The sequence below is a fragment of the Luteibacter sp. SG786 genome (assembly GCF_011759605.1).
In the GTDB taxonomy this organism is placed as follows: domain Bacteria; phylum Pseudomonadota; class Gammaproteobacteria; order Xanthomonadales; family Rhodanobacteraceae; genus Luteibacter.
On record NZ_JAAOYX010000001.1, the window covers coordinates 1,703,678 to 1,728,515 of the forward strand.

Consider the following 24,838-nt stretch of genomic DNA (forward strand, 5'->3'; position numbering starts at 1 on the left):
GTCGTCACGCGAAGCGAAATCCGTGGCACGCGGTTTGCTTCATAGGCTTCGCACCTGGCAACGCCCCCTATTGGAACGGACATGAACGAACCCACCACCCTCGAAGATCTGGATACCGGCGCCGACGCCTCGCTGGCGTCTTCCATCGGCCTCGGCAGCGAAGTGAACCTCGACGTCATCCTGGATGTCCCGGTCACCATGGCCATGGAAGTCGGCCGCACCAAGATCAGCATCCGCAACCTGCTCCAGCTTAACCAGGGGTCGGTGGTCGAACTCGACCGCGCCGCCGGCGAACCCCTCGATGTCTTCGTCAACGGCACCCTGGTCGCCCATGGCGAGGTGGTCGTGATCAACGAGAAATTCGGTATCCGGCTGACCGACGTGATCAGCCCGGCCGAGCGCGTCCGCAAGCTGCGGTGATTCCCATGCGCCGTACCGCCGCCGTCCTCGCGGGCGGCTTCCTTCCCTGCGCCCTGATGGCGGCCCCGGCCGCTGCTCCGGCCGTCGATTCCGGGGCGGAGCTGTTCCGCGTGCTGGTCAGCCTGCTGGGCGTGGTCGCCCTCATTTTCTTCGTGGGCTGGCTGAGCCGCCGGGCCCAGGCGCGCGTGCGTCCGGGCGGCCGGAAGATCCGCGTGGTGGAGTCGATGCCCGTCGGCATCAAGGAAAAGATCATGCTGCTCGAAGTGGGCGGCACGCAACTTCTCGTCGGCGCCTCGCCGACCGGTGGGCTGCGCACGCTGCATGTGCTGGATACGCCTGTGAAGGACGATCCGGCCGCTCCGGCCCAGCCGACGATCGGCGGCTTTCGCGACGTGCTGTCGCAGTGGAGACGTTGATGAAGCACCGGTTTTCCAGGTCACAGCGCCGTCGTTCCCGCGAAGGCGGGAACCCAGTGACTTCGTCGGCAGGGCAGAAGCCGCTGGGCCCCTGCCTGCGCAGGGGCGACACGTGGGTGGCGCTTCTGTTTTTCCTGTTTCTGTTCCTGTTTCCCGTAGCCGCATTCGCCGCCGATCAGGTCCAGCCGGGCATCCCGGTGCTGAACGTGCAGCCGGGTGCCAACGGCGGCCAGACCTGGTCGCTGTCGATCCAGATGCTGGCGCTGATGACGGCGCTGACGGCCCTTCCGGCAATCCTGCTGATGATGACGTCGTTCACGCGTATCGTCATCGTGCTGGGCTTCCTGCGCCAGGCGCTCGGCACGAACAGCACGCCGCCGAATCAGGTGATCCTCGGCCTGTCGCTGTTCCTCACCCTGTTCGTGATGACGCCTGTGCTCAACAAGGCCTACGACGCGGGCATCAAGCCGTACATGGATGGCCAGATGAGCGTGCAGGACGCCCTGCCGCTGGCCGCCGCGCCGTTCCGCCACTTCATGCTGGAACAGACCCGCGAGCCGGACCTCCAGCTGTTCACGAGGCTGGCCGGTGAACAGCCCTACGCCGACAAGGACGCGGTGCCCTACCGGGTAGCGCTGCCCGCGTTCGTCACCAGCGAGCTGAAGACCGCCTTCCAGATGGGTTTCCTGCTCTTCATTCCTTTCCTCATCATCGACCTCGTCGTGGCCTCGGTGCTGATGTCGATGGGCATGATGATGGTCTCGCCGATGATCATCTCGTTGCCGTTCAAGATCATGCTGTTCGTGCTGGTCGACGGGTGGACGCTGCTGCTGGGCACCCTTGCCGGGAGCTTCTTCCAATGACGCCGGAATCGGTCATCGGATTCGGCCAGCAGGCCCTGCACATCGCCATGCTGATCGGCGCGCCGCTGCTCCTCACGGCGCTGGCGGTGGGCCTGATCATCGGCATGGTGCAGGCGGCCACCCAGATCAACGAACAGACGCTGAGCTTCATTCCGAAGCTCATCTCCATGGCGCTCGTGATGATCATCACCGGCCCCTGGATGCTGCGCACGCTGGTGGACTTCACCCGCACGCTCATCGAGAACCTGCCCCAGGCGGTGCGCTGATGCCGCTCGACCTCGGCCAGCTCGAAGCCTGGGTCGGCAGTGCATGCTGGGCGTTGTCCCGTATCGCCGGGCTGCTGCTCGTGGCGCCGGTGCTCGGCGCGACCACCATTCCGGCGCGCATCCGCATCGGTCTGGCATTGCTCCTCACGATGGCGCTGGCGCCCTTGGCGCCGCTGGATATACGCCCCCTGTCGGCACAGGGCGTAGCTACCCTGGCGCAGCAGGTGCTGGTGGGGGCGTCGCTCGGTTTCGTCCTGAAGCTCGTGTTCGAGGCCGTGGCGTTCGGCGGCCAGATCGTGTCGCAGGCGATGAGCCTCGGCTTCGCGGAAACCGTGAATCCCGGCGTCGGTGGCACCACGCCGGTACTCAGCCACTTCTACATGATGCTGGTGACCCTTCTGTTCCTGGTGATGAACGGACACCTGCAACTCATCTCGTTGCTCGCCGACAGCTTTCGCACACTGCCGGTGGGCGAGCAGGGCGTCGGTGCGGACGGTGTGTGGGGCGTGCTCGGCTTCGCCGGCCACCTCTTTAGCGGCGCCGTGCGTGTGGCGTTGCCCGCGCTGACGGCCACGCTGGTGGTGAACCTCGGGTTCGGCGCCATCAGCCGTTCGGCACCCTCCATGAACCTGTTCGCGGTGGGTTTCCCCATCACGATCTGCCTGGGCCTGCTGGCCGTGTGGCTCGCGCTGCGCGCCCTGCCGGGCGCGTTCGATTCGTTGCAGACCGACGCATGGGAAACCATGCGCGGGCTTATCGGGAGGTAGCGCCATGAGCGAGACCGATAAGGAAGACCGCACCGAAGCCCCTAGTGACAAACGCCTCCGCGAAGCCCGCGAGAAGGGCGATCTGCCGCGCTCGCGCGATCTTTCCACCGCGGTGGTGGTGCTCTCGGGCGTGGCCACGATCATCGCCTCGCGCGAGCAGATGGCCGTGCATGCCGCCAACATCATGCACGTGGGGCTGCGCTACTCGCGCGACGACCTGTTCGCTGCGAACGGCCTCACCCATGCGTTCATGACGGCCGCGATGGAGGCCCTGAAGCTGCTGGGACCGGTGTTCGCCGTGACCATGGTGGCGGCGATCGCGGCACCCGCCTTGATGGGCGGGCTCAATTTCTCTGGCCAGGCGCTGATACCCAAGTTCGACCGCCTCGATCCGATCAAGGGCTTTTCCCGCCTGGTATCGATGAACGGGCTGGTGGAGCTGGGCAAATCGCTGCTCAAGCTGATCCTGATCGGCGGCGCGCTGGTGTGGTTCCTGCGCCGCTCCACCCTTCAGATGTACACGGCCGGAACCGGCCCCGTCGCCAACGGCATCGCTCAGGCGCTGGGCATCCTCGGCCATGCCTCCCTCGTCTTTGCCTGCGCCCTCGGCGCCATCGCCCTCGTCGATGCGCCGTGGCAGAAGTTCAGCTTCACCAAGAAGATGAAGATGACCAAGCAGGAAGTGAAGGACGAGCACAAGGAGAACGAGGGCAGTCCCGAACTGAAGTCGAAAATCCGTCAGATGCAGCACCAGATGGCGCGGCGCCGGATGATGGAAGACGTTCCGACGGCGGACGTGATCGTGACCAACCCCACCCACTTCGCGGTGGCCCTGAAATACGACGAAGACCGCATGGGCGCGCCGCGCGTGGTGGCCAAGGGTGTGGACGTGATCGCCCAGCAGATCCGCGATGTGGCGGGCGGCGCGAAGGTGCCGGTGGTCGAAGCCCCGCCGTTGGCACGCGCCTTGTATCACACGACGGAAATCGGACGCGAAATCCCCTCGGCGCTCTATATCGCCGTGGCACAGATCCTGGCCTACGTGTTCCGGCTGAAGCAGGCGATCGCCATGGGCGACCTCCCGCCCGATCTCCCGAAGCAGGACATCGACCCTGATCTCATGGGTCCTTACCGGATGGACAACTGACGATGGCAGCCAGCACCAGCACCCTCATGGGCACGTTCCGCCAGATCGGCCGCCGCGGCATCGCCGCGCCGCTGGCGATGCTGATCATGCTTGGCATGATGATGCTGCCCCTGCCGCCGTTCGTGCTGGACCTGCTGTTCACCTTCAACATCGCGTTGTCGCTGGTGATCCTGCTGGCCACGATGTACGTGCTGCGTCCCCTGGAGCTGGCGTCGTTCCCCACGGTGGTGCTGTTCGCCACCTTGCTCCGCCTGGCGCTGAACATCGCATCCACCCGCGTGGTGCTGCTGCACGGCCACAACGGGCCGGGCGCGGCCGGCAAGGTCATCGAGGCCTTCGGCGAGTTCGTCATCGGCGGCAACTTCGCCGTCGGCTTCGTGGTGTTCGCCATCCTCACCATCATCAACTTCGTGGTGGTGACCAAGGGCGCCACCCGCGTGTCGGAAGTGACGGCCCGCTTCACCCTGGACGCCATGCCCGGCAAGCAGATGGCCATCGATGCCGACCTCAACGCCGGCCTGCTGACGCAGGAGCAGGCTCGCGAGCGGCGCCAGGAAGTGCGCGAGGAAGCGGATTTCTACGGCTCGATGGACGGTGCGTCGAAGTTCGTGCGCGGCGACGCGACCGCCGGCATGCTCATCCTCGCCATCAACATCATCGGCGGCTTCTTCATCGGCATGCTCCAGCACGGCCTCTCGGCCGCGGAAGCCGCCCGCACGTATACCCTGCTGACCATCGGCGACGGCCTTGTCGCCCAGGTGCCGGGTCTCATGCTTTCCATCGCCACCGCGGTGATCGTCACCCGCGTATCGAAGTCGCAGGAGATGGGCAAGCACGTGATGGGGCAGCTGTTCGGCCAGCCGAAGGCGCTGGCTGTCGCGGCTGCCGTGCTCGGCACGATGGGCCTCATTCCGGGCATGCCCAACCTGCCGTTCCTCCTGCTCGCGGCGATCGCCGGCTTCGCCGCGTGGAAGCTGCACCAGAACCAGCTCCTGGCCGCGGCCGGTCCGGCGTCGGTTGCCGGTGCCCCGGGTACGGAACTGGCGCTGGAGTCCGCGCCGCCCGCCGAACGCCTGGAACTGTCCTGGGAAGACGTGGCGCAGGTGGACACCATCGGTCTGGAAGTGGGCTACCGGCTCATTCCGCTCGTGGACAAGGCGCAGGGTGGCGAACTCATGGCACGCATCAAGTCCGTGCGCCGCAAGCTGTCGCAGGAGCTGGGTTTCCTGGTGCCCTCCGTGCATATCCGCGACAACCTCGACCTGGCTCCGCATGGCTACCGCATCTCGCTGATGGGCGTGCCCATGGGCGAGGCGGAGATCCACACCGAGCGCATGCTCGCGATCGATCCGGGCCGCGTGCACGGCACGATCAACGGCATCGCCACTCGCGACCCGGCGTTCGGCCTCGATGCGGTCTGGATCGAGCCCGGCCTGCGCGAGCACGCGCAGACGCTGGGCTACACCGTGGTGGATCCGGCCACCGTGATCGCCACGCACCTTTCGCACATCCTGCAGAACCACGCGCACGAGCTCATCGGTCATCAGGACGTGCAGCAGCTGCTCGACCGCCTGGCCCAGCAGACGCCCAAGCTGGTGGAAGACCTGGTACCGAAGCGCCTCTCGCTGGGCGTCGTGGTCAAGGTGTTGCAGAACCTGCTGGCCGAGCGCGTGCCCATCCGCAACTTCCGCGGCATCGTCGAGTCGCTGGCCGAGCATGCGGGCCAGAGCCAGGACCCGGGCGTCCTCGCCGCAGCGGTGCGCGTCACCCTGGGCCGACAGATCGTGCAGGAAATCGCCGGTCTCGGTACGGAAGTGCCCGTCATTACTTTGGCGCCGGAACTCGAACAGATTCTCTTGCAGTCGCTGCAAGGCGGCGGCCCCGCCGGCGCGGCGGTCGAACCGGGGCTGGCGGATCGCCTGCAGCAGAGCGTGGCCGACGCCGCGCGTCGTCAGGAAGCGGCGGGCGAACCCGCGGTGTTGCTGGTGTCGCCGGCGCTTCGTCCGTGGCTTTCACGCTTCACGCGTCATGTGGCCCAAAACCTGCATGTACTTGCGTACAACGAGGTTCCGGACAACCGACGCGTCAAGCTGGTGACGGCCCTCGGGCGGTAAGCAAATAGACCACGCGCGGATCAGGCGCGAACCAACAGGCAAGCGGCGCCCCGGGATGAGGGCGCCAGGACGAGGAAAGGATAGGAACGATGAAAATCAAGCGATTCGTTGCGCCGGACATGCGCCAGGCCATGCGCCAGGTGAGGGACGAGCAGGGTCCGGACGCCGTGATCCTCTCCACCCGCCGGCTCGACGACGGCATCGAGATCATTGCCGCCCTCGATTACGACGAAGCACTGGTGCGCGAGGCGGGTTTCGGCTTCGACCAGCCGAAGCGCGACGAGTCGCCGATGCGCGCCGTCCGCGACGAGGCCGAGCGTGCCGCCCGTATCGATCAGGCGCGTGCCGCGACGGCCGCCGCCGTGGAACGCGCGACGAAGTTGGGCACGCCCGCCGCCGCGAGCGCGCCACAGCGCCAGTCGAGCGCGGCGTTGGCCGCCAGCGTGGCCGACGTGGTTCGCGCCGCCACCGTCATGCCGAACAACGACGCCGCCGTGAACGGCGTACGCGCCGAGATCAACAACCTGCGCGAGATGCTCGAAGTCCAGCTTTCCACGCTCGCCTGGAACCAGATGGACCGCGAACAGCCGCTGCGCGCCCGCGTGCTGCGCGAGATGACCCGCCTTGGCATCGACGGCGACGTGGCGCGTGCGCTGTGCGCCGAGCTGCCGCCCGGCATGACCACCGACCAGGCGCGATACCTTCCGTTGGGCCTGCTCTCGCGCAACATCCGCACGAGCGGACGGAATTTCGATACGGTGGGCGGCGGCGTCACCGCGCTCGTCGGCACCACGGGCGTCGGCAAGACCACCACGATCGCCAAGCTCGCCGCGCGCGCCGTGCTGCGCCATGGCGCATCGAACGTTGCGCTCATCAGCGCCGACCAGTACCGCATCGGTGCCGGCGCGCAGCTCGAACACTACGGGCGCCTGCTCGGCGTGCGCGTCTTCAACGCGCACGACGCCACCAGCCTGCGCAACGTGCTTCTTCAGCTGCGCGGCAGGCACACCGTGCTGGTGGACACGGCTGGCCTTGCCGGCAACGACCCCAAGCTGCAGCAGCAATTCGATACCCTGCGCGCCACGTCGGACGTGCGCGTGTGCCTGGTGCTGGCGGCCAATGCGCAGGCCCAGGCCATCGACGGCGCCATTCGCGCGTATGCGCCGCTGGCGCCGCAGAGCGCCATCCTCACCAAGCTCGACGAGGCACCGCTGATCGGCGGCGCACTCTCGGCCCTGATCCGCCACAACATGCCGCTGGATTACACGACGGACGGGCAGCGCGTGCCCGAAGACATCGCCTCGGCAGACGCGCGCAAGCTGGTCTGCCTCGCCGCGCAGCTGCTGAAACAGCGCAACGAAGAACCCGACGACGCCCTGCTGGCCGAACGTTTCGGCACGGCGACCCCGGCCCTGGCCTGACGGCCCCACGGAACACACACAGAAACATACGGGCAGTGACTTCCTTCATGAGCACACACGTCGATTCCACCCAGGCCGCCGGTCTCAACTGGCTTGCCGATCGTCGCCCCACCCGCAGCATCGCAATCGCGGGCGGGAAGGGCGGCGTCGGCAAGACCACGGTGGCGGTCAACCTCGGCATGGCGCTCGCGATGGGCGGCCGTGACGTCCTCCTCCTGGACGCGGACCTCGCCATGGCGAACATCGACGTCCTGCTCGGCCTGCAGCCCACGCGCCACCTGGGCCACATGCTCGAAGGCGAATGCCGCATCGAGGACCTGATCCTCGAAGCTTCCCACGGCCTGAAGGTGATCCCCGCCACCTCCGGCACGCGGCGCATGGCACAGCTGCCGAACATCGAGCACGCCGCCGTCATCCGGGCGTTCGACGAATACCCCCTGGCCCCCGAATACCTGATCGTGGACACCGCCGCCGGCATCTCCGACAGCGTATCGATGTTCGCGGCGGCCTCGGACGAGGTGGTGGTGGTGGTCTGCGACGAGCCGGCCTCGCTCACCGACGCCTACGCGCTGATCAAGGTCATGAGCCGCGAATTCGCGATCAACCGCTTCCGCATCGTGGCGAACATGGTCCGCCACGCCCAGGAGGGCCGCCAGCTGTTCGAGAAGCTGTCCCGGGTGACCAACCGCTTCCTCGACGTATCCCTGGATTTCATGGGCATGGTTCCGCACGACGAATACCTGCGTCAGGCCATCCGCCGCCAATCGGCCGTGGTCGACGCCTGGCCGAGCAGCCGGTCCGCGGTCGGATTCAAGAATCTGGCCAGGTCGGTCGATACATGGGGTGAACCCGAGCCCCGGGCACAGGGCCGCATCGGCTTCTTCGCCGAACGGTCCCATCTGGGGGGAGGGCTGCCACTGTGAGCGTCGCGACCGAATATCTCGAGATCACGCGTATCCCGGCGGATCAACTGGTTAAGACCCACGCGCCGCTGGTGCGCCGTATCGCCTATCACCTGATGGGCCGGCTGCCGCCGAGCGTGGATGCGAACGACCTCATGCAGGCCGGAATGATCGGACTGCTCGAGGCCGCAAGAAATTACTCGCCGACTCGCGCGGCCAGCTTCGAAACCTATGCGGGCATCCGCATACGTGGCGCCATGCTGGACGAACTGCGCAAGACGGACTGGACCCCGCGCTCCGTCCACCGGAAGTTGCGCGAGGTCGCGGAGGTGACAAGGCAGATAGAAAACGAGACGGGTGGCGACGCCGAAGACGCGGAAGTGATGAAGCGCCTGGGCATCGACGCCATGGAATACAACCAGATCCTGGCGGACGCCGCGAGCGCGCGGTTGCTGAGCCTGACGGCGCCGGAAGGCGACGAGGGTGCGGCGATCGACGTGGCCGATCCGGACGCCGCGGGTCCGGACGGCATGTTCGAGCAGGAAGGCCTGCGGGATGCGCTGGCGCAGTCGATCGACGGGCTGCCCGAGCGCGAAAAACTGGTCATGTCTCTGTACTACGATGAAGAGCTCAACCTGAAGGAAATCGGTGCGGTGCTGGGTGTGAGCGAATCTCGGGTGTGCCAGATCCACGGCCAGGCCCTCATTCGCCTCCGTGCACGCATGTCGGGTTGGAAAGACAAGCATTGACGAACGCGCAGTAGCAAGGCGGAGAGAAGTTTTGGACAAGAACATGAAGATCCTCGTGGTGGACGATTTCTCCACCATGCGACGCATCGTCAGGAACCTCCTGGTGGAACTGGGTTTCACCAACACCCTGATCCAGGAGGCCGAGGACGGCAATGCCGCGCTGGCATTGCTGCGCGCACAGCCGATCGACCTCGTGGTCACGGACTGGAACATGCCGAACATGACCGGCATCGACCTGCTCCGTGCCATTCGCGCCGACGCGGCCCTGAAGTCGTTGCCCGTACTGATGGTCACGGCGGAAAACAATCGCGACCAGATCATCGCCGCCGCGCAAAGCGGCGTGAACGGCTATGTCGTCAAGCCTTTCACCGCGGTCACGCTGAAGGAAAAACTCGACAAGATCTTCGAACGACTCGCCGCGGCCGCGGGCTAAGGAACGACCATGAACACCATGCTTTCCACCGGCCACGACGTGGCACCTGAACTGCGCGAACTGCTCGGTGCCGACGATCCGGTTGCCTTCGAGCAGGCGCTGGACAAGCTCCTGCGCACCCGCGAACAGCACCTCTTCCTCGCGCTCGGCCACCTCGCGCGCGACCTGCACGAGTCCGCAAGGCGCCTTGCCGCCGACATTTCGCACGATGGCGTGCCCGGCAACATGAGCGACGCGCGCAAGCACCTGCGCGACGTGCTCGAGATGAGCTCGCAGGCCGCGCACCGCACGCTCGACTTCAGCGAGAAACTGCGTCCGCAGGCCCAGGCGCTGGCCCGCCAGGCCGACGAGGTTCTGGTGCTCGACCACGCCGACCCCGTTTTCGCCGCCAATGCGACGGCACTGGCCGTGCGCGTGGGCGACTTCGCGCAAAGCTGCGACATCGGCTTCGGCGAGATGGTCGAGGCCCAGTCGTGGCAAGACCTCTCCGGCCAGCGCGTCGCCCAGGTGGAAGCGTTCATGGCCAAGGTCGAATCCTCGCTGGTGGAACTGGTGCGCCTCACCGGCTCGCTCGCGGGCGGTGCGGCACCGGCCGCCGAGAAGGTCAGCCAGGACGAGGTGGATCGCCTCCTCAGTGAATTCGGCTTCTGAGCACCCTATGAGCGTGGAGCTGGACAACGAGCTGCTCAATGTCTTCCTGATCGAGGCACGCGAACTGCTCGAGAGCCTGGGCGAACAGCTCGTGGATCTCGAATCGTCGCCGGAAGACGTCGACCTGCTGAACGCGGTGTTTCGCGCGTTCCACACGGTGAAGGGCGGGGCGGGTTTCCTGGGTCTCAATCCGATGGTCGAGCTGTGCCATCGCGCCGAAGACCTCCTGAACGAGGCGCGTAACGGCGCCATCGTGCTCAACGCCGGCTTCATGGACGCGTTGCTGGAGTCGCTCGACCTTCTCAACGACATGATGCGTGCGGCCGACGGCGGCTTGCCCATCGACCCGGCGCCGCGTTCGCTGCTCGATCGTCTGCTCATTCCTGGCCGTGCGGCCTCGGCGCCCCCGGTGGCACTTGCCGCGCCGGTGCCTTCTCCCGTCGCCAGCGAAGCGCGTTCGCGCCCGTACGATCCTATCGAAGACGAGTTCGAAGCGATGCTCGACGCCGCGCGCAGCGAGCGCGAGCCCGCGCCGGCCTCGTCGGGAACGATCTCCGACGACGAATTCGAGGCGCTGCTCGATTCCCTGTACGGCACGGGGGCGCCGGGCGCCGAGCCCGAGGCGCCCGGCGCCGGCACGCCCGCGGTGGCGGCAGCGCCGGTGCCCGCCGCGCCAGCTGCCGACGGCATCAGCGACGACGAATTCGAAGCACTGCTCGACAGCCTGCACGGCACGGCCGCGCCCGGCGCCAATGGGGCGGCTGTTGCCACAGCCACGCCCACACCGCCAGCGGCTCCGGCTCCGGTTGTCGAGACGCCCCAGGCGGCGGCCTCGCCCAAGCCTGCCGCCGCGGCTGCGGGCGAGAAACGACAGGCATCCACCGCCGAAACCACCGTTCGCGTCGACACGCATCGTCTCGACGGCCTCGTCGACGCCGCCGGCGAACTGGTCCTGGTACGCAACCGTCTGACCAACCTCGCGCCGCGCGGCACGAACGATCCGATGGAACGCGCCATCGGCGAGCTGGAACGCGTGGCCGAAGACCTGCAGAACGCCGTGCTGCGCATGCGCATGCAGCCGGTGGGCAAGCTGTTCTCGCGCTTCCCGCGCATCGTCCGCGATCTTGCCCGTCAGCTCGGCAAGGAGATCGAGCTGGTCACCGAAGGTGAAGACACCGACATCGACCGGACCGTGGTGGAGGCCCTGGCCGACCCGCTGGTGCACCTGCTGCGCAACGCGGTGGACCACGGCATCGAGATGCCCGATGTGCGCGTTCGCGAGGGTAAACCCCGCGGCGGCACCGTCCGGCTGGCCGCCGGCCAGTTCGGCGATCGCATCGTCATCACGGTGACCGACGACGGCAAGGGCATGGACCCGGAAGTCCTGCGCCGCAAGGCCGTCGAAAAGGGCCTGATGGACGCGGAACAGGCCGCACGCCTGGACGAGCGCGAGTGCTACGAAATCGTGTTCCGCCCGGGCTTCTCCACGGCGAGCCAGGTGTCCGACATCTCTGGGCGGGGCGTCGGCATGGATGTCGTCAAGACCAAGATCGTGGAACTCGGTGGCACGCTTTCCATCGATTCGCGCGTGGGCCACGGCAGCACGGTGCGGCTGTCCGTGCCGCTCACGCTCGCCATCCTTCGCGTGCTCATGGTGCGGGTGGGTAACCGCCTGCTGTCGCTGCCGCTGTCGAACGTGGCCGAGGTTTTCGAACTCGTGCCGGGACAGGTCCAGGAACTGGACGGCCGCATCGTCGCGTCGCACCGCCAGCGTGCGCTGCCCCTCGCCGACCTCGGCCGGTGGGCGGGCACGGCGGGGAAGGGCGGCCATGTCGTCGTCGTGCAGATCGGCCACCAGACCCTGGGTTGCCTCGTCGACGAGGTGCTCGGCCGCGAAGACGTCATGGCCAAGCCGCTCGGTCCGTTCCTGAAGCACGTGCCCGGCGTCGCCGGCGCCACGATCACCGGCGACGGCCGCATCTCGCTCGTGCTCGATCTCGCAGGCCTGGCCGACGACGGCGGTCAGGTGCTGCCCAGCCTGAGGATGGCTGTCTGATATGGATATCGTGAGCGTCGTCGGAACGATCCTGGCCTTCGTGGTCATCATCCTGGGCACGATCCTCAAGGGATCGAGCCTCGACGCCCTGTGGAATCCCGCCGCGTTCGTCATCGTCTTCGTCGGAACGTTCGCGGCACTGCTCGTGCAGACGCCCGGCGCGGTGCTCAAGCGCGCGTGGAGCATGCTGCCCTGGGTTTACCGTCCGCCGGACATCGAATCCGAAGACCTCGTCAGCCGCATCATCGGGTGGAGCGAGATCTCGCGGCGCACCGGCCTGCTGGGACTGGAACCCGCCATCGAGCGCGAAACGGACCCCTTCATTCGCAAGGGGCTGCAACTGCTCGTGGACGGCACCGAACCCGACGCCATGCGTTCGGTGCTCGAGGTGGAGGTGTTCGCGCGCGAACATACCGACATCGAGGCGGCCAAGGTGTTCGAGAACGCGGGTGCCTATTCGCCCACGATGGGCATCATCGGCGCCGTGATGGGCCTGATGTCGGTGATGCAGAACCTGGCCGAGCCGAGCAAGCTCGGCCACGGCATTGCCGCGGCGTTCGTTGCCACCATCTATGGCATCGGTCTCGCCAACCTGCTGGCCCTGCCCATGGCGTCGCGCCTCAAGGGGCTTGCGCGCCGCCGTTCGCAGATGCGCGAGATCCTGGTCGAAGGCCTGGTTTCCATTGCCCAGGGCGACAACCCGAGGCACATCGAGAGCAAGCTGCAGGGGTTCCTGTCGTGAAGCGCCGCTACCACGAGGAACACATCAACCACGAGCGCTGGGCGATCCCTTATGGGGATCTCATCACGCTGCTGCTTGCGTTGTTTGTGGTGATGTACGCGGTGTCGGCCGTGAACGAGTCCAAGTTTCGCGTCATGGCCCAGTCCATCAACGAGGCCTTCAACGGCACCGGCAAGGTGATCGAGCCGATCCGCGAGGCGACGCCCGCGGCGCAGGTGCCGCTGCCGAACCAGTCGCGCGCGCCGACGGCTGCGCCCATCGCCAAGATCGACGTGCCCATCCCCCCGCGCAACCTGCCGTTGCCCGGCCACGAAGGCGCAGCGCCCGTGCGGCAGGAAAGCGCCAGCATCAACACCGCCCCTGCGGCGAACACCTCCATCGGCAAGACGGAGGACGCCAGCCTCAGCCAGATTTCCGACGAAGTGCAGCGCGCGATGAAGCCGCTCATCGACAAAAGCCTGGTGAGCGTGCGACAGACGCCCGACTGGCTCGAGATCGAAGTGCGCACGGACATCCTGTTCCCCGTTGGCGTCGCGAAGCTGCAGGCGCCTGCGGAAGACGTACTGCGCAAGCTCGCCGGCATCCTCGCGCCGTTTCCGAACGCCATGCGTATCGAGGGCTACACCGACAACACGCCCATCGCCACGACCACCTTCCCGTCCAATTGGGAACTGTCGGCCGCCCGTGCGGCCACCGTGGCGCGGCTGCTTACGCTGAGCGGTGTCGACCCGCACCGCGTGGGCATCATCGGTTGGGGCGAGTTCCGCCCCACCGCGAACAACGCTACCGAAGACGGGCGCAACCGGAATCGCCGGGTGCTCATCGTGGTGATGAGCGACAAGGCGGCACCCGCCCGTTTCTACAGCGACGCCGACCGCGTCGACCTGGCGGCGAAGCCTGCCGCGCCGGCCTCGGCAACGCAGGCCGACGCCAGCCGGGGCACGGCAGCACCGACGGCCGGGGCAGCCCGTTTCGCGCCCACCGCGGAGGCTCGCTGATGCGCGTCTGGGCGGTTTCCAACCAGAAGGGCGGTGTGGGCAAGACGACGACCACGGTGGCGCTCGGCAGCCTGCTTGCCCAGGCCGGCCGACGGACCCTGCTCATCGACATGGATCCACACGCCTCGCTGTCCGGCTATGTCGGCGTCGAAGGCGGCGCGCACGGCAGCGTCTACGATCTTTTCGGCGTGGGCGGAAATCCCCTGCCGGTGCGCACGCTCGTGCATGCCACCCAATGGGACGGCCTCAGCGTGCTTCCGGCGTCGGCGGCGATGATCACGCTGGATCGTCAACTCGGCACCCGGCCCGGCATGGGTCTGGTACTGAGCCAGGCGCTCGCGGAACTCGCACCCGATTTCGACCATGTGCTGCTCGACTGTCCACCGACGCTCGGGGTGCTGATGGTCAACGCCCTGGCGGCCAGCGACCGGCTGCTCGTGCCCACGCAGACGGAGGCGCTGGCCCTCGCCGGTCTGGAGCGCATGTTGCGCAGCCTGTCCATGATCGAGCGGTCGCGCGGCAAACCGTTGCCGCGCACGATCGTGCCGACGCTGTACGACGCGCGCACGCACGCCTCCCGCGCGTGCCTGGCGCAATTGCGCGAGCAATACGGCGACGACGTGAGCCAGGCTGTCATTCCCACCGACACGCAGATTCGCGAAGCGAGCGCCGCGGGCGTTCCCCTCGCATCCTGGCCCGCCGCTCGCCGCGGTGGGCTTGCGTATCGCCAGTTGCTGGACGAACTGCTGGCACTGCCCGTCGCTTCGGTGACGGACGCAGCGGCGTGATGCGTGCCATGCAAGACGCCGAACAGATCGTCGCCGACTACCTTGCCGAACTGCTGACGCCAGCGGCGGTCCCGGCCGCGAAGGTGCCGGCCGCCGAGGTTACCGTGGTGGCCTTCCAGCCCTGGCGTAACGCGCCCGCCCCGGTCCCGGTGCGCGATGCGGCGTGCCGCTACCTGCTGTGCGTGGCAGCGGGCGTGAAGCTGGCGGTGCCGATGGCCGACGTGACGCACGTGATACCGATGCCGCCACTCAGCCCGCCGAATTCCAGCAATCCCATCTGTCTGGGGCGCTGGCGGCATCCTGGCGGCGAGGCGCGTGTCGCCGACCTCGCAGCGATCCTCTCGCCCGACCTCAGCGGTTCGCCGGTGATGACCCTGGTGATCCTGCGCGATCGCACCTGGGCACTGGCCTGCGTGGTCGACGAAGAACCTGTCGAACTCCTCCCGGATGCGATCCAATGGCGCCTCGGCGCCACGACACGCCCGTGGCTGGCCGGCATGTCCCCCGAACCCAAGTGCGGCGTGGTCGACACCACGGCGCTGATCGAATGGCTGGAAAAGGAGCTGGGCCCATGACCCCAACCCAACTCGAGGGCCAGGGCGCCTGGCTCGGCTTCTCCCTGAAGGGACAGCGCTATGCGGTGTCGCTGGGCAGCGTGCGCGAAGTGATCCGCCCCGGCGACATCACCCCGGTTCCCGGTGCACCCGACGACGTACTCGGCATCGTGAACCTGCGCGGCCAGATCGTGCCCGTTCTCGACGGCCGGCGCCGCTTCGGCCTGGATGGCGGCGCAGACGAAGGCGAGGAAGAGTCGCGCCGCGTCATCGTGTTCGACGACAACGGCAGCGTGGTCGGCATGCGCATCGACGTCATCGGCGACATGCTCACCTTCGATGCCGACGACGTGGCCCCACCGCCGCCGGGGCGCGCCGAGCGTCGCGACGATCCCGTCAGCGGCGTGATTACCCGCGACGACGGATTCATCGCGCTGGTGGACGTGCAGAAGCTCTGCCGGGCGTGAGCCCGGTGGCCGCCGACTCTGCCGGCGATCCCGGAGCGGGCAATCTTGCCCCTCCCGCACAACACCGCTACCGTTCGACACGACATCTTCGGAGCCCTGCCGCATGAACGCCGTCATCGGATACGTGCTGATCGCCCTCGCGATCCTCAACCTCGTCGGCCTGCTCCTCGTGTTCCGGAGGTTGGGCGGTGTAATCGCGCAGCCAACCCGTCCGCAGCCGGCGGCTCCCGTCGCCGAGGCTCCTGTGCCGATTGCGGGCGAGCTTGCCATCCCCGCTGATGCCCTCGCCAACATGCTCCGCCGCCTGGAACACCGCCTCGGCGACATCGAGGACCAAGTGCGTCGGCAGCCCACAGTCAGCATGGCGAGTGAGCCCGGCGCCACCAGCGATCGCGCTCTCGCGCTGGCCCAACGGCTTGCACGGCAGGGCGCGAATCCGAAGGATATTGCTGAAACCTGCGGTATTTCCTTGACCGAGGCGGAGCTTCTGCATCGCCTGCATTCGAATAGCCACTAGAACCCGCGCAGGTAGCGTGGAGCCGTGGAGTGGAGTCACGATGTCAATCGAGGCAGCGGATGATCATTGGGCAGACGATGCGCTTGGGCGAAAGAGCCTAGCAACATATCTATCCCGGTCAATTTGCGGACAAGTTGATCGTCAGGCGAAGTTCGGGAAGGGTCTGACAATTTCCCTCGACGCAGAGTGGGGCGCCGGAAAAACTTTCTTTGTCTCACGGTGGCAGCAAGACCTAAGATTAGCAAATCATCCAGTCGTATATTTTGACGCCTGGGAGAATGATATTGGTGACGAAGCATCAGTCGCCGTGATGTCGGCTGTTCTCGCAACGCTTCGTGAGTGGAGTGCTCAAATTCCACTGGCTGACAAAGCTCGAGATGCTATCTCCAAGATGACCAGGGATGCTACAAAGAAACTGCGTCGAGCGATCGTTCCGGCGGCATCAGTCATAGCGAAAAGTGCCTTAAAGAAGGCAACAGGAATTGCCGTCGATGAACTCATTACAGCTTTTTCAGATGAGGGCGACGGCGAGCCCGCAAAAGTAGGTGAGGCAGATAACTCAGAAACTGACAAGGCGCTCGATAAGCTGTTCGAATTGAAGTTGAAGGAGCATCAGTCGCGTAAGAACGCGTTGCTCGATTTCCGATCAGCGATGGAAAAGCTCCTTCGCGAAATATATGAGCATACGCATGCGGCGAGTCCGCTCTTCATTTTTGTCGATGAGCTTGATCGATGCAGGCCATCGTATGCGCTAAAGCTGTTGGAGGAGATCAAGCACATCTTTGGCGTGGCCGGTGTTGCTTTTGTAGTCTCCACGAATCTCGCTCAATTGCAGAGCGCGGTGCGTAGTCTATACGGGAGTGATTTTGATGGCAGTGCCTATTTGAAGAGACTCTTCGATCGAGAATATGTTCTCCCTACTCCCGATAACCTACGCTACGCAGCAATCGCAATCCCACACGACAGTGCCCTACGCGGTGTTCCCGCCCTGCACTGGCGGCCTGGGTCGCGAGTCACCGGCAGTCAGCTTGATCTGGATTGGGCAGTTGTCGCCGAAATGTTCGCACTGGATCTGAGGAGCCAGAAGCAGGTCGCTACACTCGCTGACGAGGTCGCACACTCTCTTTCTTCCAAGTACTCGCTTTTCGCATTCTGGCTGTTTTTCTTGTGCGCCCTATTCTTCAAGGATCGGCGATTCCTTGAAAAATGCCTTGCCGATGATCGGATGCCACATAGCACGTTTGAGGAGCACTTGACAAAGCTCTTGCGTGCATCACCCAGGATAGAGTGGGATTACCGTAGCAGAGAGCAACCGTATGAGACAAACAAGCGAGCAATTACGATTGTCCGATTTGCTCGTGAATGCTATGCGCTCAGCCGAGACTCAAGTGCGGAGTTTTATGAGAAGTTTAACGCTGATAAAAAGGAGTTCCCTGCGACGTTGATCGATCTATTGATAGACCAAATAACGGCTTCTTCAGGTGTCGCGGGAACCTTTTCAGCCTATGGTTCGATCGTAAAGAATGCTGGCTACTATCTTGGCGATAGTACAGAGTAATTGGGCGGCACGATTAGTCACGTCTGATCTCCCAATCTACCCCGACGGCTGCAAATTCGAGGTATAGCAGGGTCAGGTGGATGTCCCTTAATGTCGCTCGCTTGGTGTACGCTCTGTGTCTATGTTTCGCTTCTAGCGGTACCCCATGGCACTCAAATCCACGGTCTTCAAGGCCGAGTTGCAGGTCAGCGACATGGACCGGCATTACTACCAGTCGCACGCGTTGACCATCGCCCAGCATCCGTCGGAAACGGACGACCGGATGATGGTGCGGGTGCTCGCGTTCGCCTTGAATGCCGACGATGCGCTCGTTTTCGGCAAGGGGCTCAGTTCCGACGACGAACCGGATCTCTGGCGCAAGGAGCTGACCGGCGAGGTCGATCTGTGGATCGAGATCGGCCAGCCGGACGAGCAGCGCATCCGGCGTGCCGCCGGCCGCGCGAATCGGGTGATCGTCTACAGCTACAGCGGACGCAGCGCCGAGGTCTGGTGGAAGAAGACGGCAGCTGCCGTGGCCCGCACGAAGAACGTGTCCGTCATCGATATCGCACCTGCCACGGTCGAAGCCCTCGCGGCACTTACGCAACGCACGATGCAGATCCAGTTCATGGTGCAGGATGGTCACGCCCAGGTGATCAGCGGCGAGACCATCGTTCCGGTGGAACTGACGACATTGGCCTAGCGGTGCAGCGCCGTCGCGCTGCTATTCCGCTTCCGGCGCGGCCACCGGCTCGACCGAAACGGGCTTGGTCATGCGTGTGACCAGAAGCACGATCAGCGGCATGAGCATCAAGGGAAGGTTGCTGGGGCCAGGCCACCAGGCGGCCAGTATCCCGGAAAGCAGAGCCATGGCGGGCAGGGCGAGAGCCCGGCGGCGCAGAACGAGGATCATCTCCTCCGACACGCCTTCCTTGATGAAGGGTGGGCGGAGCACACGCTTCACGAGGCGATACTGGAGCAACCCGGCCACCAGCAAGGTGCCCGTGTAGAACCATTCCGGCACGCGTTCCGTGGGGTGTTCGCTCATCAGCGCCGACGAGAACGGCATGAACGCGATGGCCATGAGCAGGAACAGGTTGGGCCACACGATGGCCGGATCGTAACGGCGAAGAAGCCCGAACACGCGGTGGTGGGCGGCCCAGAGCGCTCCCACGACAACGAAGCTCAGGATGAACCCCACAAAATGCGGCGTGAGGTTGAGAAGCGCCACCAACCAGGCCTCGTTGCTGCTGTCCGCGGGATGCGGCACGTGGATCTCGATCACCAGCAAGGTGATGGCGATGGCGAAAACGGCGTCCGAAAAAAAAGTCAGCCGTTCGAGCTGCTGGTCGTGCCCCTGCGACATCGTTGAACCTCCCCTGTAAGTCCCCGGCGAATCATCGCTCCAACCGGTAATTCAGGCTAGCCCGACTGAAGTCGGTGGCGTTCTGTGCCTCGAAGTTCCAGCGGCGGCTGAGGAGGTAGCGGAGGGTGATGACCTGGCCAGGATCGAACAGACCGACGCCATAGCTCAGGTAAAGGCGTGGCGAAAGGTACTTGCCGACCGTGAATGCCGAGGTGCCGCCGAGGGCGTCGTTGTTGCTGACGCCGATGTCGTCCACGCCGATCTTCGAGCCCACGCTCTTTGCCAGGAGGTCGCCGGCGGCGGAGCCGAGTGCCTGCGCGGCGGCGCCCACCATGTTGCCTTCGCCGCCTTTCACCTGCGACAGGGGTTTGCCGGTGACGAGGTAAGAGAGGGCGTCGGATTGTTCCATCACCGGGTTGGAGAACACCGTGAGGATCGGGCGGCGCGCCGTGCCCGAGACGTAGAGGCCCACCTTCTGGCCTTCGTCGATGGTGGCATTCGGGTTGAGCGTACGCGCGGCGCGGATGTTGATGCCCGGGTTGTCGATGGGTGTGCTGGCAAACAACAGCTGACCCTGTTCGATGCGCAGGTCCTGTCCGTAGGCCTTGTATGTACCGTCGACGCCGATCTGTCCCTGGCCCGTGGTGGCGCGACCGGGACGCTCGCGTACGTCGAGCTGGCCGGTGATCCGGCCGTCGATGCCGAAGCCCACAAGGTGCACCTTGTTGCCCAGATCCACGCGGATGTCGGCGCTGATCGGTGCGGATTCCTCGGCGGCCTCGCGCTGTTTGTCGTCGACGACGACCACGTCGGGCGAGGCCCGGGTGGCGCCCGCGCCGGGCAGCTTCTCGACGTTGACATCGGCCATGTCGACGTCGAGCTTGCCGCCGATGGTCATGCCCTTGGCGTCCTGCATGATGGTGAGGTTCGGCGAAATCACGGCCTTCGCCGCGGGAATGTCCACCGCGGTGAACTTCGAACCCTCGATGCCCAGGCGCATCTGGGCGCCCGTGCCGAGAGCGGCGTTGCCCTTGATCGACAATGTGCCTTCGCCGGAACGAACGGTACCGGCGACGAGGTAGTTCTTAGCATCCGCGGTGTCGATGCTGATGCGGCCATCTTTCAGTTTCAGGCCGGCGCTGGGCACTTCGGCCGCGAAGCCGGCAACCACGGCCTGGCCGGTGACGGCGGGGGCGGCGACCGTGCCGCCAAGATTGAAGTTGGCGTCGAGCGCTCCCTTCACTTCGGCCAGTTCCGCCGTGAACAATTCGATGACCGACAGGTTCTTCAGGTGGAGCGACACGTTGCCACCCAGCGCCTGCTGCGCCCCGCTGACGGATACGTTGCCGTCGAGCGTGCCGCCATCGTTGAGCGACGCACGGAGCGTCACCCGCTGGTTTGCCGGTGAGAGTTGGGCGTTGGCCGAGAGGTTGTCATAGACGACCAGCGGGCGATCCATGCGGTCGGCATAAGCCACGGAGCCGTGCGCGGAGGTGATGTTGGCCTGGCCCGACAGGGCGCCTGCCGCCGTGCGCCGCACGCTGCCGTCGCCCTCGATGATGCCTTCCGCGCGCATGGGGCTGTTGGAGGCTTCGGCCACGGTCATCAGCAGTGCGAGGGGAACACGCCGCAGGCGATAGCTCGCGTCGAGATTGCCGGCCTTGTCCTGTTTGGCTGCCACGCAGAGAACAGGGTCGCCCGCGGTCAGGCAGAGGTCGCCGACGCTCAGGGCGCCGTCGTTCCAGGCGAGCTGGGAAGAATTCTGCAGGCGCCAGGGCGGAATGCCCTGGTAATCGATATCGAGTGCCGACAGGGTGCCGTTCCACGCGCCGTTCTTCATCGAACCGGACAGGCGCAGGTCGGCGGACAGAGGTTGCCCTTTCGCGTCCACGCTCAACTGGTGCCGCTGCTCGTCGCCATTGGCGGCGATAACCACGCGATTGAACACAAGGCCGCCACTGACCACCCGGTTGCCCACCACATCGAGCTTGCCGCCGGGTGTGCTGATGTCGGGAATGTCCGCGTCGACCGTGAGCGCGTCGATCTTCTGGTCGGCGTAGACGATTGCGCTGCCCCGCAGGTTGGCTTTCACCGCCAGCTTCGGCAGGTTGCCTTTCGCTGTGATGTCGCCGGTCACGCGGCCGCCCGCATCGGGCAGCCAGTCGCCCAGCGACGCGATGGCGAGTTTCAGCGTGGCGTCGTTCGATGTATCGCCGCGTGCGTCGAGGCGGATCGTGCTTCCACCGGAGGCGAGGTCGAGCTGGCCGTTGATCACCTCGTGCGGTTTCAGCGTGAGCTTGCCGCTGCCGCGCACGGGGCGCTGGCGCAGGTTGCCGTCGAGCTTGCGCAGGTCGAGCGTGCCGAGCGGCTCGTCGTGCTCCATGCGCCCCTCGGTGGTCAGGTCGATGTTCAGCGCGCCGTTCCAGTCGGCAAGCAACTGCCCGGGATCGAACTGGCTGCCCTTCACGTTCAGCGTCCACGCCAGCGCGGGTTGCAGGGTGAGGACACCTTCCGCGGCGAGGTTGCCCTTCGGCTGCTTCAGCTGCACGTTGTGCAGGGTGATGAGGTCGGGTTTGCCGTCGACGTCGAGGGCGAATTTGCCCGTCTTCCCGGGAGGACCGATGTCGACGTCGCCTTCGGCGTGGTAGGCCTCTGCGCTGCCCTTGAAGACGAGTTTTCCGGTGCTCGCGAGATCCTGCCCGGCGATATTCGCGGGAACGAGCACGTCCTTCCACGCGAGCGCGAGGTCGGCCGACACAGGTTGCGCCGCGATATCCACGGTGCCCTTCGCGGTGAGCGATCCCTTCACCTGGGGCGAGCCGACCGTGAGTTCGCGCAGGGTGAGGTGCTTGTATTCGTGGTCGAAGGCGGCATCGACGGGCGACAGACGCACACGGTAATCGTTGAGGTCGACGTTGCCCGACAGCCTGGCGCCGTAGCGATCGCCGCTGCCCTGCAGCGCGAGGCCGAGGGAATCGAGCGCGCCCTCGCCGAGCAGGGGCGTGGGATCGAAGCGGGGCGCGTCGATCTTCGCGTTCCAGGCGTAGTCGCCGCTCTGCACCAGGTTCGCGTCCACCTGAGCCACGAAGGGCAGGGTGAGCTTGACGACGGTATGTGCCTTCGCGCCGTCGCTGTGCGCTTCGATGTCGCCTGCGTAGTCCACGTCGCCGACTTTCCAGCGGAAGGCGGCCTTGCCGTCCCCGCGGTAGCCCTTGCCGACGGCAAGCGTGCCACCGAGGTCTGCCTGTCCGTCCGGTGCGCGAAGTGCCAGCGATTTCACCACGATGCCGTCGCTGGTCCACGAGCCGGCAAGGTCGAGCGAGTTCGACTCGAACAAGGGCTTGCCGTCCTGCACGACGCGAACGTGGCCGACCTTCACCGCGTCGAGCACGATATCGAGCGGCGGTTCGAGCGTGAACGGTTCCGATGGTTGCGTTTCCGGCCCGGGAGGGCCGAGGACCACGTCGATGCCGTCGGCGGAGAGGTTGTACACGTGCGCGCGCTTGCGCAGCAGCGAGGCAAGCGAGAAGTCGACACGCGCCGTGGCGACGCGCACGTCCATGCCCTTGCCGTCCTTGTAGCGGATGCCCGTGAGGTCGAGCGGCCCGGCCAGCCGGCCTTCCGCATGCGCCACGGTGAGCGCGTTGGCGGTGAAGCCCTGCGCGCGAGCCAGGGCGAAGCGCAGCCCCGACGCCGTGCCCAGGAGCCACGCCAGGAAGAGCGCGATCCCAAGCAGAAGAATGCCCAAGGCCATGCCGACGCGGATCGTCCATTTCATGCCGTTACTGCTCATAGGTCGGGCCCGATGACGACATGGAGGTGGATGCCGTGCTCGTTCTTGTCGCCGACGGGCACCGCCACGTCGACGCGAATCATGCCCACCGGCGAAAGCCAGCGTACGCCCAGGCCCGCGCCCACGCGGGGACTGTAATCGGTGCCGGTGAACGCGTTACCGGCATCCACGAAGGCAGCCATGCCCCAGTTGCGGGTGAAGTAGTGCTCCACCTCGGTGCTGCCGACGAGCAGACCCTCGCCGCCGATCACCCGGCCGTACACATTGCGTGGCCCGATGCTCTCGAAGTCGTAACCGCGCACGGAGCGGTCGCCGCCGGCGAAGAAGCGCAGTTGCGGCGGCAGCGCGCTGAAGTCGTTTGTCCAGATCTTGCCCGCGCTGCCGCGCAGGATCAGGCGGTTGCTGCCCCAGAACGAGCGAATCCATTTCACGTCGCCGATGAGCTGCGAGAAGCTCGCATCGGAGAGGAGGGGCCCCGCCGTCGTACGACCCGTGAGCGTGAGCGACCAGCCCCTGCGTACGAACGTGGGGTTGTCGCCGCTTTTCCGCGCCAGCGTGATTTCCGGATAGAGCAGCGTGCTGCGTCCGCGCTCCAGCCCTTCGGCGTTATCGCCTTCGCCGCCGCGCTTGCCCACCGTGAAGGTGCCGGACAGCGCATTGATGCCGATGGTGCGTTGCCAGCCATGCCACAGCCGCGTCTCGTTGGCGACGAGCTGCAGGGTGCGCGACTTGGACGTGACTGTATTGGCGTCGCGGAAGTTCGCGCCGAAGTTGAAGCTGCGCTGGTTCGGCCCCGGCATGGGAATCTGGTACAGCGTGGACAGCGTCTTCAGGCGTTGCGCCGCCACCAGTTCGTTCTTCCACTTGTGGCCGCGGTCGTTGACCCAGCGTTTTTCGATGCCGCCACGCAGGCCGGCACCGGTGTCGGTGCCGAAGAAGGGGCCACCGGTGTAGATCGTGCGTTTCGCCGGCGCCAGTTCCACATCGATGTCGATCGTGCCTTCCTTCGCGTTGTCGGTGTCGGGGATGACGTTGACCACGGCGAAGTAGTCGGCGCCATTCAACGCCTGCTGCAGTTCCAGCAGCTGGCCTTGCGAGAAATAGTCGCCGCTCTTGAAAGGCACGTAGCGGTCGAGGAAGCCGTCGCGGAACTGGGAGTTCTTGAAGCGTACATGCCCGTAGCGATAGCGTTGGCCCGCCTCCCATTTCAGTTTCACCGCCGCGCTGCGTTCCGCGCGGTTCACTTCCACGGTGTGCGTGACCAGGCGTGCGTCGAGGAATCCTGTGGCGGTAAGGGCGCCACTCACGGCGTCGCGCGCGGTGTCATACGCGCCGTCGTTCATCGGCTTGTCTTTCAGGTTCTCCACGCCGCGGATCGTGCGGCGCACGGCAGGCACCTTGGCGGCGTCGTCGGTCACTTCGACCTGCACCGACGTCACCTTCACGGGAATGCCCGGCACCACGTGCAAGGTCACTTCCCAGTTGGTGCCGACCTGCTTCATGTCGCCCGTGGCGGTGGCTTCGTAGTAGCCGTAGGGCCGCAGCGCGGATTGCACCTCGTCGGGTGCCTTTTCATAGAGGCGGCGAACCTGTGCGGCCGTGACGTCCCGCTGTGCGTACTGGCCCAGTTCCACACCGGCGACGACCGCGTTCCTCAGGTTCTCGTCCACGCCATCGACACGCAGCACGATGCCCGCGTGGGCGATCGAGGGAAGGAGGAACCACGGCAGAAGCAGCAGTCCATGGCGTCTGAGTCGGCGCATGAGCGTCCTGTTCCGTTCGTCATCCAAGGCCGGACGGAAGGCGTAGACAGCCTCACGCGTCAGGTCTTGGCTAACTTACCGCGCGCGGCGCGGAAGGTCGATACACGA

General features: G+C 65.8%; 24 protein-coding genes. 21 read left to right on the plus strand and 3 right to left on the minus strand.

Annotated features, from left to right (window positions below):
* Window positions 1–108: 108 nt before the first annotated feature.
* The 21 genes from fliN (at window position 109) to FHS47_RS07870 (ending at window position 18,511) form a co-directional block, all read left to right on the plus strand.
* Window positions 109–420, plus strand: coding sequence for a flagellar motor switch protein FliN (fliN, locus tag FHS47_RS07770; protein ID WP_343203522.1), 312 nt, complete (start codon window positions 109–111; stop codon window positions 418–420).
* Window positions 421–425: 5 nt separating this feature from the next.
* Window positions 426–836 (plus strand): flagellar biosynthetic protein FliO, encoded by a 411-nt coding sequence (gene fliO / locus FHS47_RS07775; protein WP_208381847.1) that lies wholly within the window; start codon window positions 426–428, stop codon window positions 834–836.
* 134 nt (window positions 837–970) lie between these two features.
* A complete protein-coding gene (gene fliP / locus FHS47_RS07780; RefSeq protein WP_247741399.1) occupies window positions 971–1,699 on the plus strand; it encodes a flagellar type III secretion system pore protein FliP in 729 nt (242 codons plus the stop codon).
* On the plus strand, window positions 1,696–1,965 hold the full coding sequence (gene fliQ / locus FHS47_RS07785) for a flagellar biosynthesis protein FliQ (RefSeq protein ID WP_167027786.1): 270 nt from the start codon (window positions 1,696–1,698) through the stop codon (window positions 1,963–1,965). Before fliP ends, fliQ begins: the two co-directional genes overlap by 4 nt.
* Window positions 1,965–2,732: a flagellar biosynthetic protein FliR gene (fliR, locus tag FHS47_RS07790; protein WP_208381849.1), complete on the plus strand. Its 768-nt coding sequence runs from the start codon at window positions 1,965–1,967 to the stop codon at window positions 2,730–2,732. Before fliQ ends, fliR begins: the two co-directional genes overlap by 1 nt.
* A gap of 4 nt (window positions 2,733–2,736) precedes the next feature.
* On the plus strand, window positions 2,737–3,879 hold the full coding sequence (gene flhB / locus FHS47_RS07795; RefSeq protein WP_167025294.1) for a flagellar biosynthesis protein FlhB: 1,143 nt from the start codon (window positions 2,737–2,739) through the stop codon (window positions 3,877–3,879).
* Window positions 3,880–3,881: 2 nt separating this feature from the next.
* Complete coding sequence (gene flhA, locus FHS47_RS07800; RefSeq protein WP_167025297.1) at window positions 3,882–5,993, plus strand: flagellar biosynthesis protein FlhA; 2,112 nt, start codon at window positions 3,882–3,884, stop codon at window positions 5,991–5,993.
* 89 nt (window positions 5,994–6,082) lie between these two features.
* Window positions 6,083–7,414 carry a flagellar biosynthesis protein FlhF gene (gene flhF / locus FHS47_RS07805; RefSeq protein ID WP_167025300.1) on the plus strand — a complete coding sequence of 444 codons (1,332 nt, stop codon included), beginning with the start codon at window positions 6,083–6,085 and terminating at the stop codon, window positions 7,412–7,414.
* 47 nt (window positions 7,415–7,461) lie between these two features.
* Window positions 7,462–8,337, plus strand: a complete 876-nt coding sequence (locus FHS47_RS07810) for a MinD/ParA family protein (RefSeq protein WP_167025303.1) — start codon at window positions 7,462–7,464, stop codon at window positions 8,335–8,337.
* Window positions 8,334–9,065: an RNA polymerase sigma factor FliA gene (locus FHS47_RS07815; RefSeq protein ID WP_167025306.1), complete on the plus strand. Its 732-nt coding sequence runs from the start codon at window positions 8,334–8,336 to the stop codon at window positions 9,063–9,065. Before FHS47_RS07810 ends, FHS47_RS07815 begins: the two co-directional genes overlap by 4 nt.
* 31 nt (window positions 9,066–9,096) lie before the next feature.
* Window positions 9,097–9,498, plus strand: a complete 402-nt coding sequence (gene cheY / locus FHS47_RS07820; RefSeq protein ID WP_167025309.1) for a chemotaxis response regulator CheY — start codon at window positions 9,097–9,099, stop codon at window positions 9,496–9,498.
* 9 nt (window positions 9,499–9,507) lie between these two features.
* Window positions 9,508–10,149, plus strand: coding sequence for a protein phosphatase CheZ (locus FHS47_RS07825; RefSeq protein ID WP_167025311.1), 642 nt, complete (start codon window positions 9,508–9,510; stop codon window positions 10,147–10,149).
* Window positions 10,150–10,156: 7 nt separating this feature from the next.
* On the plus strand, window positions 10,157–12,205 hold the full coding sequence (locus FHS47_RS07830) for a chemotaxis protein CheA (RefSeq protein WP_167025314.1): 2,049 nt from the start codon (window positions 10,157–10,159) through the stop codon (window positions 12,203–12,205).
* A 1-nt stretch (window position 12,206) separates the two neighbouring features.
* Window positions 12,207–12,947 (plus strand): flagellar motor protein, encoded by a 741-nt coding sequence (locus FHS47_RS07835; protein WP_167025317.1) that lies wholly within the window; start codon window positions 12,207–12,209, stop codon window positions 12,945–12,947.
* Window positions 12,944–13,945: a flagellar motor protein MotD gene (motD, locus tag FHS47_RS07840; protein WP_167025320.1), complete on the plus strand. Its 1,002-nt coding sequence runs from the start codon at window positions 12,944–12,946 to the stop codon at window positions 13,943–13,945. Before FHS47_RS07835 ends, motD begins: the two co-directional genes overlap by 4 nt.
* Window positions 13,945–14,733, plus strand: a complete 789-nt coding sequence (locus FHS47_RS07845) for a ParA family protein (protein WP_167025323.1) — start codon at window positions 13,945–13,947, stop codon at window positions 14,731–14,733. The genes motD and FHS47_RS07845 overlap by 1 nt, the downstream gene beginning before the upstream one ends.
* A complete protein-coding gene (locus tag FHS47_RS07850) occupies window positions 14,733–15,308 on the plus strand; it encodes a chemotaxis protein CheW (RefSeq protein WP_167025326.1) in 576 nt (191 codons plus the stop codon). The genes FHS47_RS07845 and FHS47_RS07850 overlap by 1 nt, the downstream gene beginning before the upstream one ends.
* Complete coding sequence (locus FHS47_RS07855; protein WP_167025329.1) at window positions 15,305–15,754, plus strand: chemotaxis protein CheW; 450 nt, start codon at window positions 15,305–15,307, stop codon at window positions 15,752–15,754. The genes FHS47_RS07850 and FHS47_RS07855 overlap by 4 nt, the downstream gene beginning before the upstream one ends.
* 103 nt (window positions 15,755–15,857) lie before the next feature.
* Window positions 15,858–16,271 carry a DUF2802 domain-containing protein gene (locus tag FHS47_RS07860; RefSeq protein WP_167025332.1) on the plus strand — a complete coding sequence of 138 codons (414 nt, stop codon included), beginning with the start codon at window positions 15,858–15,860 and terminating at the stop codon, window positions 16,269–16,271.
* 40 nt (window positions 16,272–16,311) lie between these two features.
* Window positions 16,312–17,829, plus strand: a complete 1,518-nt coding sequence (locus tag FHS47_RS07865) for a P-loop NTPase fold protein (protein WP_167025335.1) — start codon at window positions 16,312–16,314, stop codon at window positions 17,827–17,829.
* A 145-nt stretch (window positions 17,830–17,974) separates the two neighbouring features.
* A complete protein-coding gene (locus tag FHS47_RS07870; protein WP_167025339.1) occupies window positions 17,975–18,511 on the plus strand; it encodes a YaeQ family protein in 537 nt (178 codons plus the stop codon).
* Window positions 18,512–18,532: 21 nt separating this feature from the next.
* Here FHS47_RS07870 and FHS47_RS07875 read toward each other — a convergent pair whose 3' ends face one another.
* Genes FHS47_RS07875 through FHS47_RS07885 form a run of 3 tightly spaced genes read right to left on the minus strand, consistent with a single transcriptional unit; the run spans window position 18,533 to window position 24,730 of the window.
* A complete protein-coding gene (locus tag FHS47_RS07875) occupies window positions 18,533–19,174 on the minus strand; it encodes a TMEM175 family protein (RefSeq protein WP_167025342.1) in 642 nt (213 codons plus the stop codon).
* Window positions 19,175–19,205: 31 nt separating this feature from the next.
* Entirely contained in the window at window positions 19,206–22,952 is a 3,747-nt protein-coding gene (locus FHS47_RS07880; protein ID WP_167025345.1) for a translocation/assembly module TamB domain-containing protein, read from the minus strand.
* Window positions 22,953–22,963: 11 nt separating this feature from the next.
* Complete coding sequence (locus tag FHS47_RS07885) at window positions 22,964–24,730, minus strand: autotransporter assembly complex family protein (RefSeq protein ID WP_167025348.1); 1,767 nt, start codon at window positions 24,728–24,730, stop codon at window positions 22,964–22,966.
* Between the last annotated feature and the right edge of the window lie 108 nt (window positions 24,731–24,838).

Coding starts and splice junctions, on each gene's coding strand:
- FHS47_RS07875 (WP_167025342.1), bottom strand. CDS start 19,174: ATGTCGCAGGGGCACGACCAGCAGCTCGAACGGCTGACTTTTTTTTCG.
- fliR (WP_208381849.1), top strand. CDS start 1,965: ATGCCGCTCGACCTCGGCCAGCTCGAAGCCTGGGTCGGCAGTGCATGC.
- FHS47_RS07825 (WP_167025311.1), top strand. CDS start 9,508: ATGAACACCATGCTTTCCACCGGCCACGACGTGGCACCTGAACTGCGC.
- FHS47_RS07860 (WP_167025332.1), top strand. CDS start 15,858: ATGAACGCCGTCATCGGATACGTGCTGATCGCCCTCGCGATCCTCAAC.
- FHS47_RS07830 (WP_167025314.1), top strand. CDS start 10,157: ATGAGCGTGGAGCTGGACAACGAGCTGCTCAATGTCTTCCTGATCGAG.
- FHS47_RS07835 (WP_167025317.1), top strand. CDS start 12,207: ATGGATATCGTGAGCGTCGTCGGAACGATCCTGGCCTTCGTGGTCATC.
- flhA (WP_167025297.1), top strand. CDS start 3,882: ATGGCAGCCAGCACCAGCACCCTCATGGGCACGTTCCGCCAGATCGGC.
- FHS47_RS07810 (WP_167025303.1), top strand. CDS start 7,462: ATGAGCACACACGTCGATTCCACCCAGGCCGCCGGTCTCAACTGGCTT.
- FHS47_RS07880 (WP_167025345.1), bottom strand. CDS start 22,952: ATGAAATGGACGATCCGCGTCGGCATGGCCTTGGGCATTCTTCTGCTT.
- FHS47_RS07885 (WP_167025348.1), bottom strand. CDS start 24,730: ATGCGCCGACTCAGACGCCATGGACTGCTGCTTCTGCCGTGGTTCCTC.
- FHS47_RS07850 (WP_167025326.1), top strand. CDS start 14,733: ATGCGTGCCATGCAAGACGCCGAACAGATCGTCGCCGACTACCTTGCC.
- FHS47_RS07865 (WP_167025335.1), top strand. CDS start 16,312: ATGTCAATCGAGGCAGCGGATGATCATTGGGCAGACGATGCGCTTGGG.
- FHS47_RS07870 (WP_167025339.1), top strand. CDS start 17,975: ATGGCACTCAAATCCACGGTCTTCAAGGCCGAGTTGCAGGTCAGCGAC.
- FHS47_RS07855 (WP_167025329.1), top strand. CDS start 15,305: ATGACCCCAACCCAACTCGAGGGCCAGGGCGCCTGGCTCGGCTTCTCC.
- fliO (WP_208381847.1), top strand. CDS start 426: ATGCGCCGTACCGCCGCCGTCCTCGCGGGCGGCTTCCTTCCCTGCGCC.
- flhB (WP_167025294.1), top strand. CDS start 2,737: ATGAGCGAGACCGATAAGGAAGACCGCACCGAAGCCCCTAGTGACAAA.
- FHS47_RS07845 (WP_167025323.1), top strand. CDS start 13,945: ATGCGCGTCTGGGCGGTTTCCAACCAGAAGGGCGGTGTGGGCAAGACG.
- fliQ (WP_167027786.1), top strand. CDS start 1,696: ATGACGCCGGAATCGGTCATCGGATTCGGCCAGCAGGCCCTGCACATC.
- flhF (WP_167025300.1), top strand. CDS start 6,083: ATGAAAATCAAGCGATTCGTTGCGCCGGACATGCGCCAGGCCATGCGC.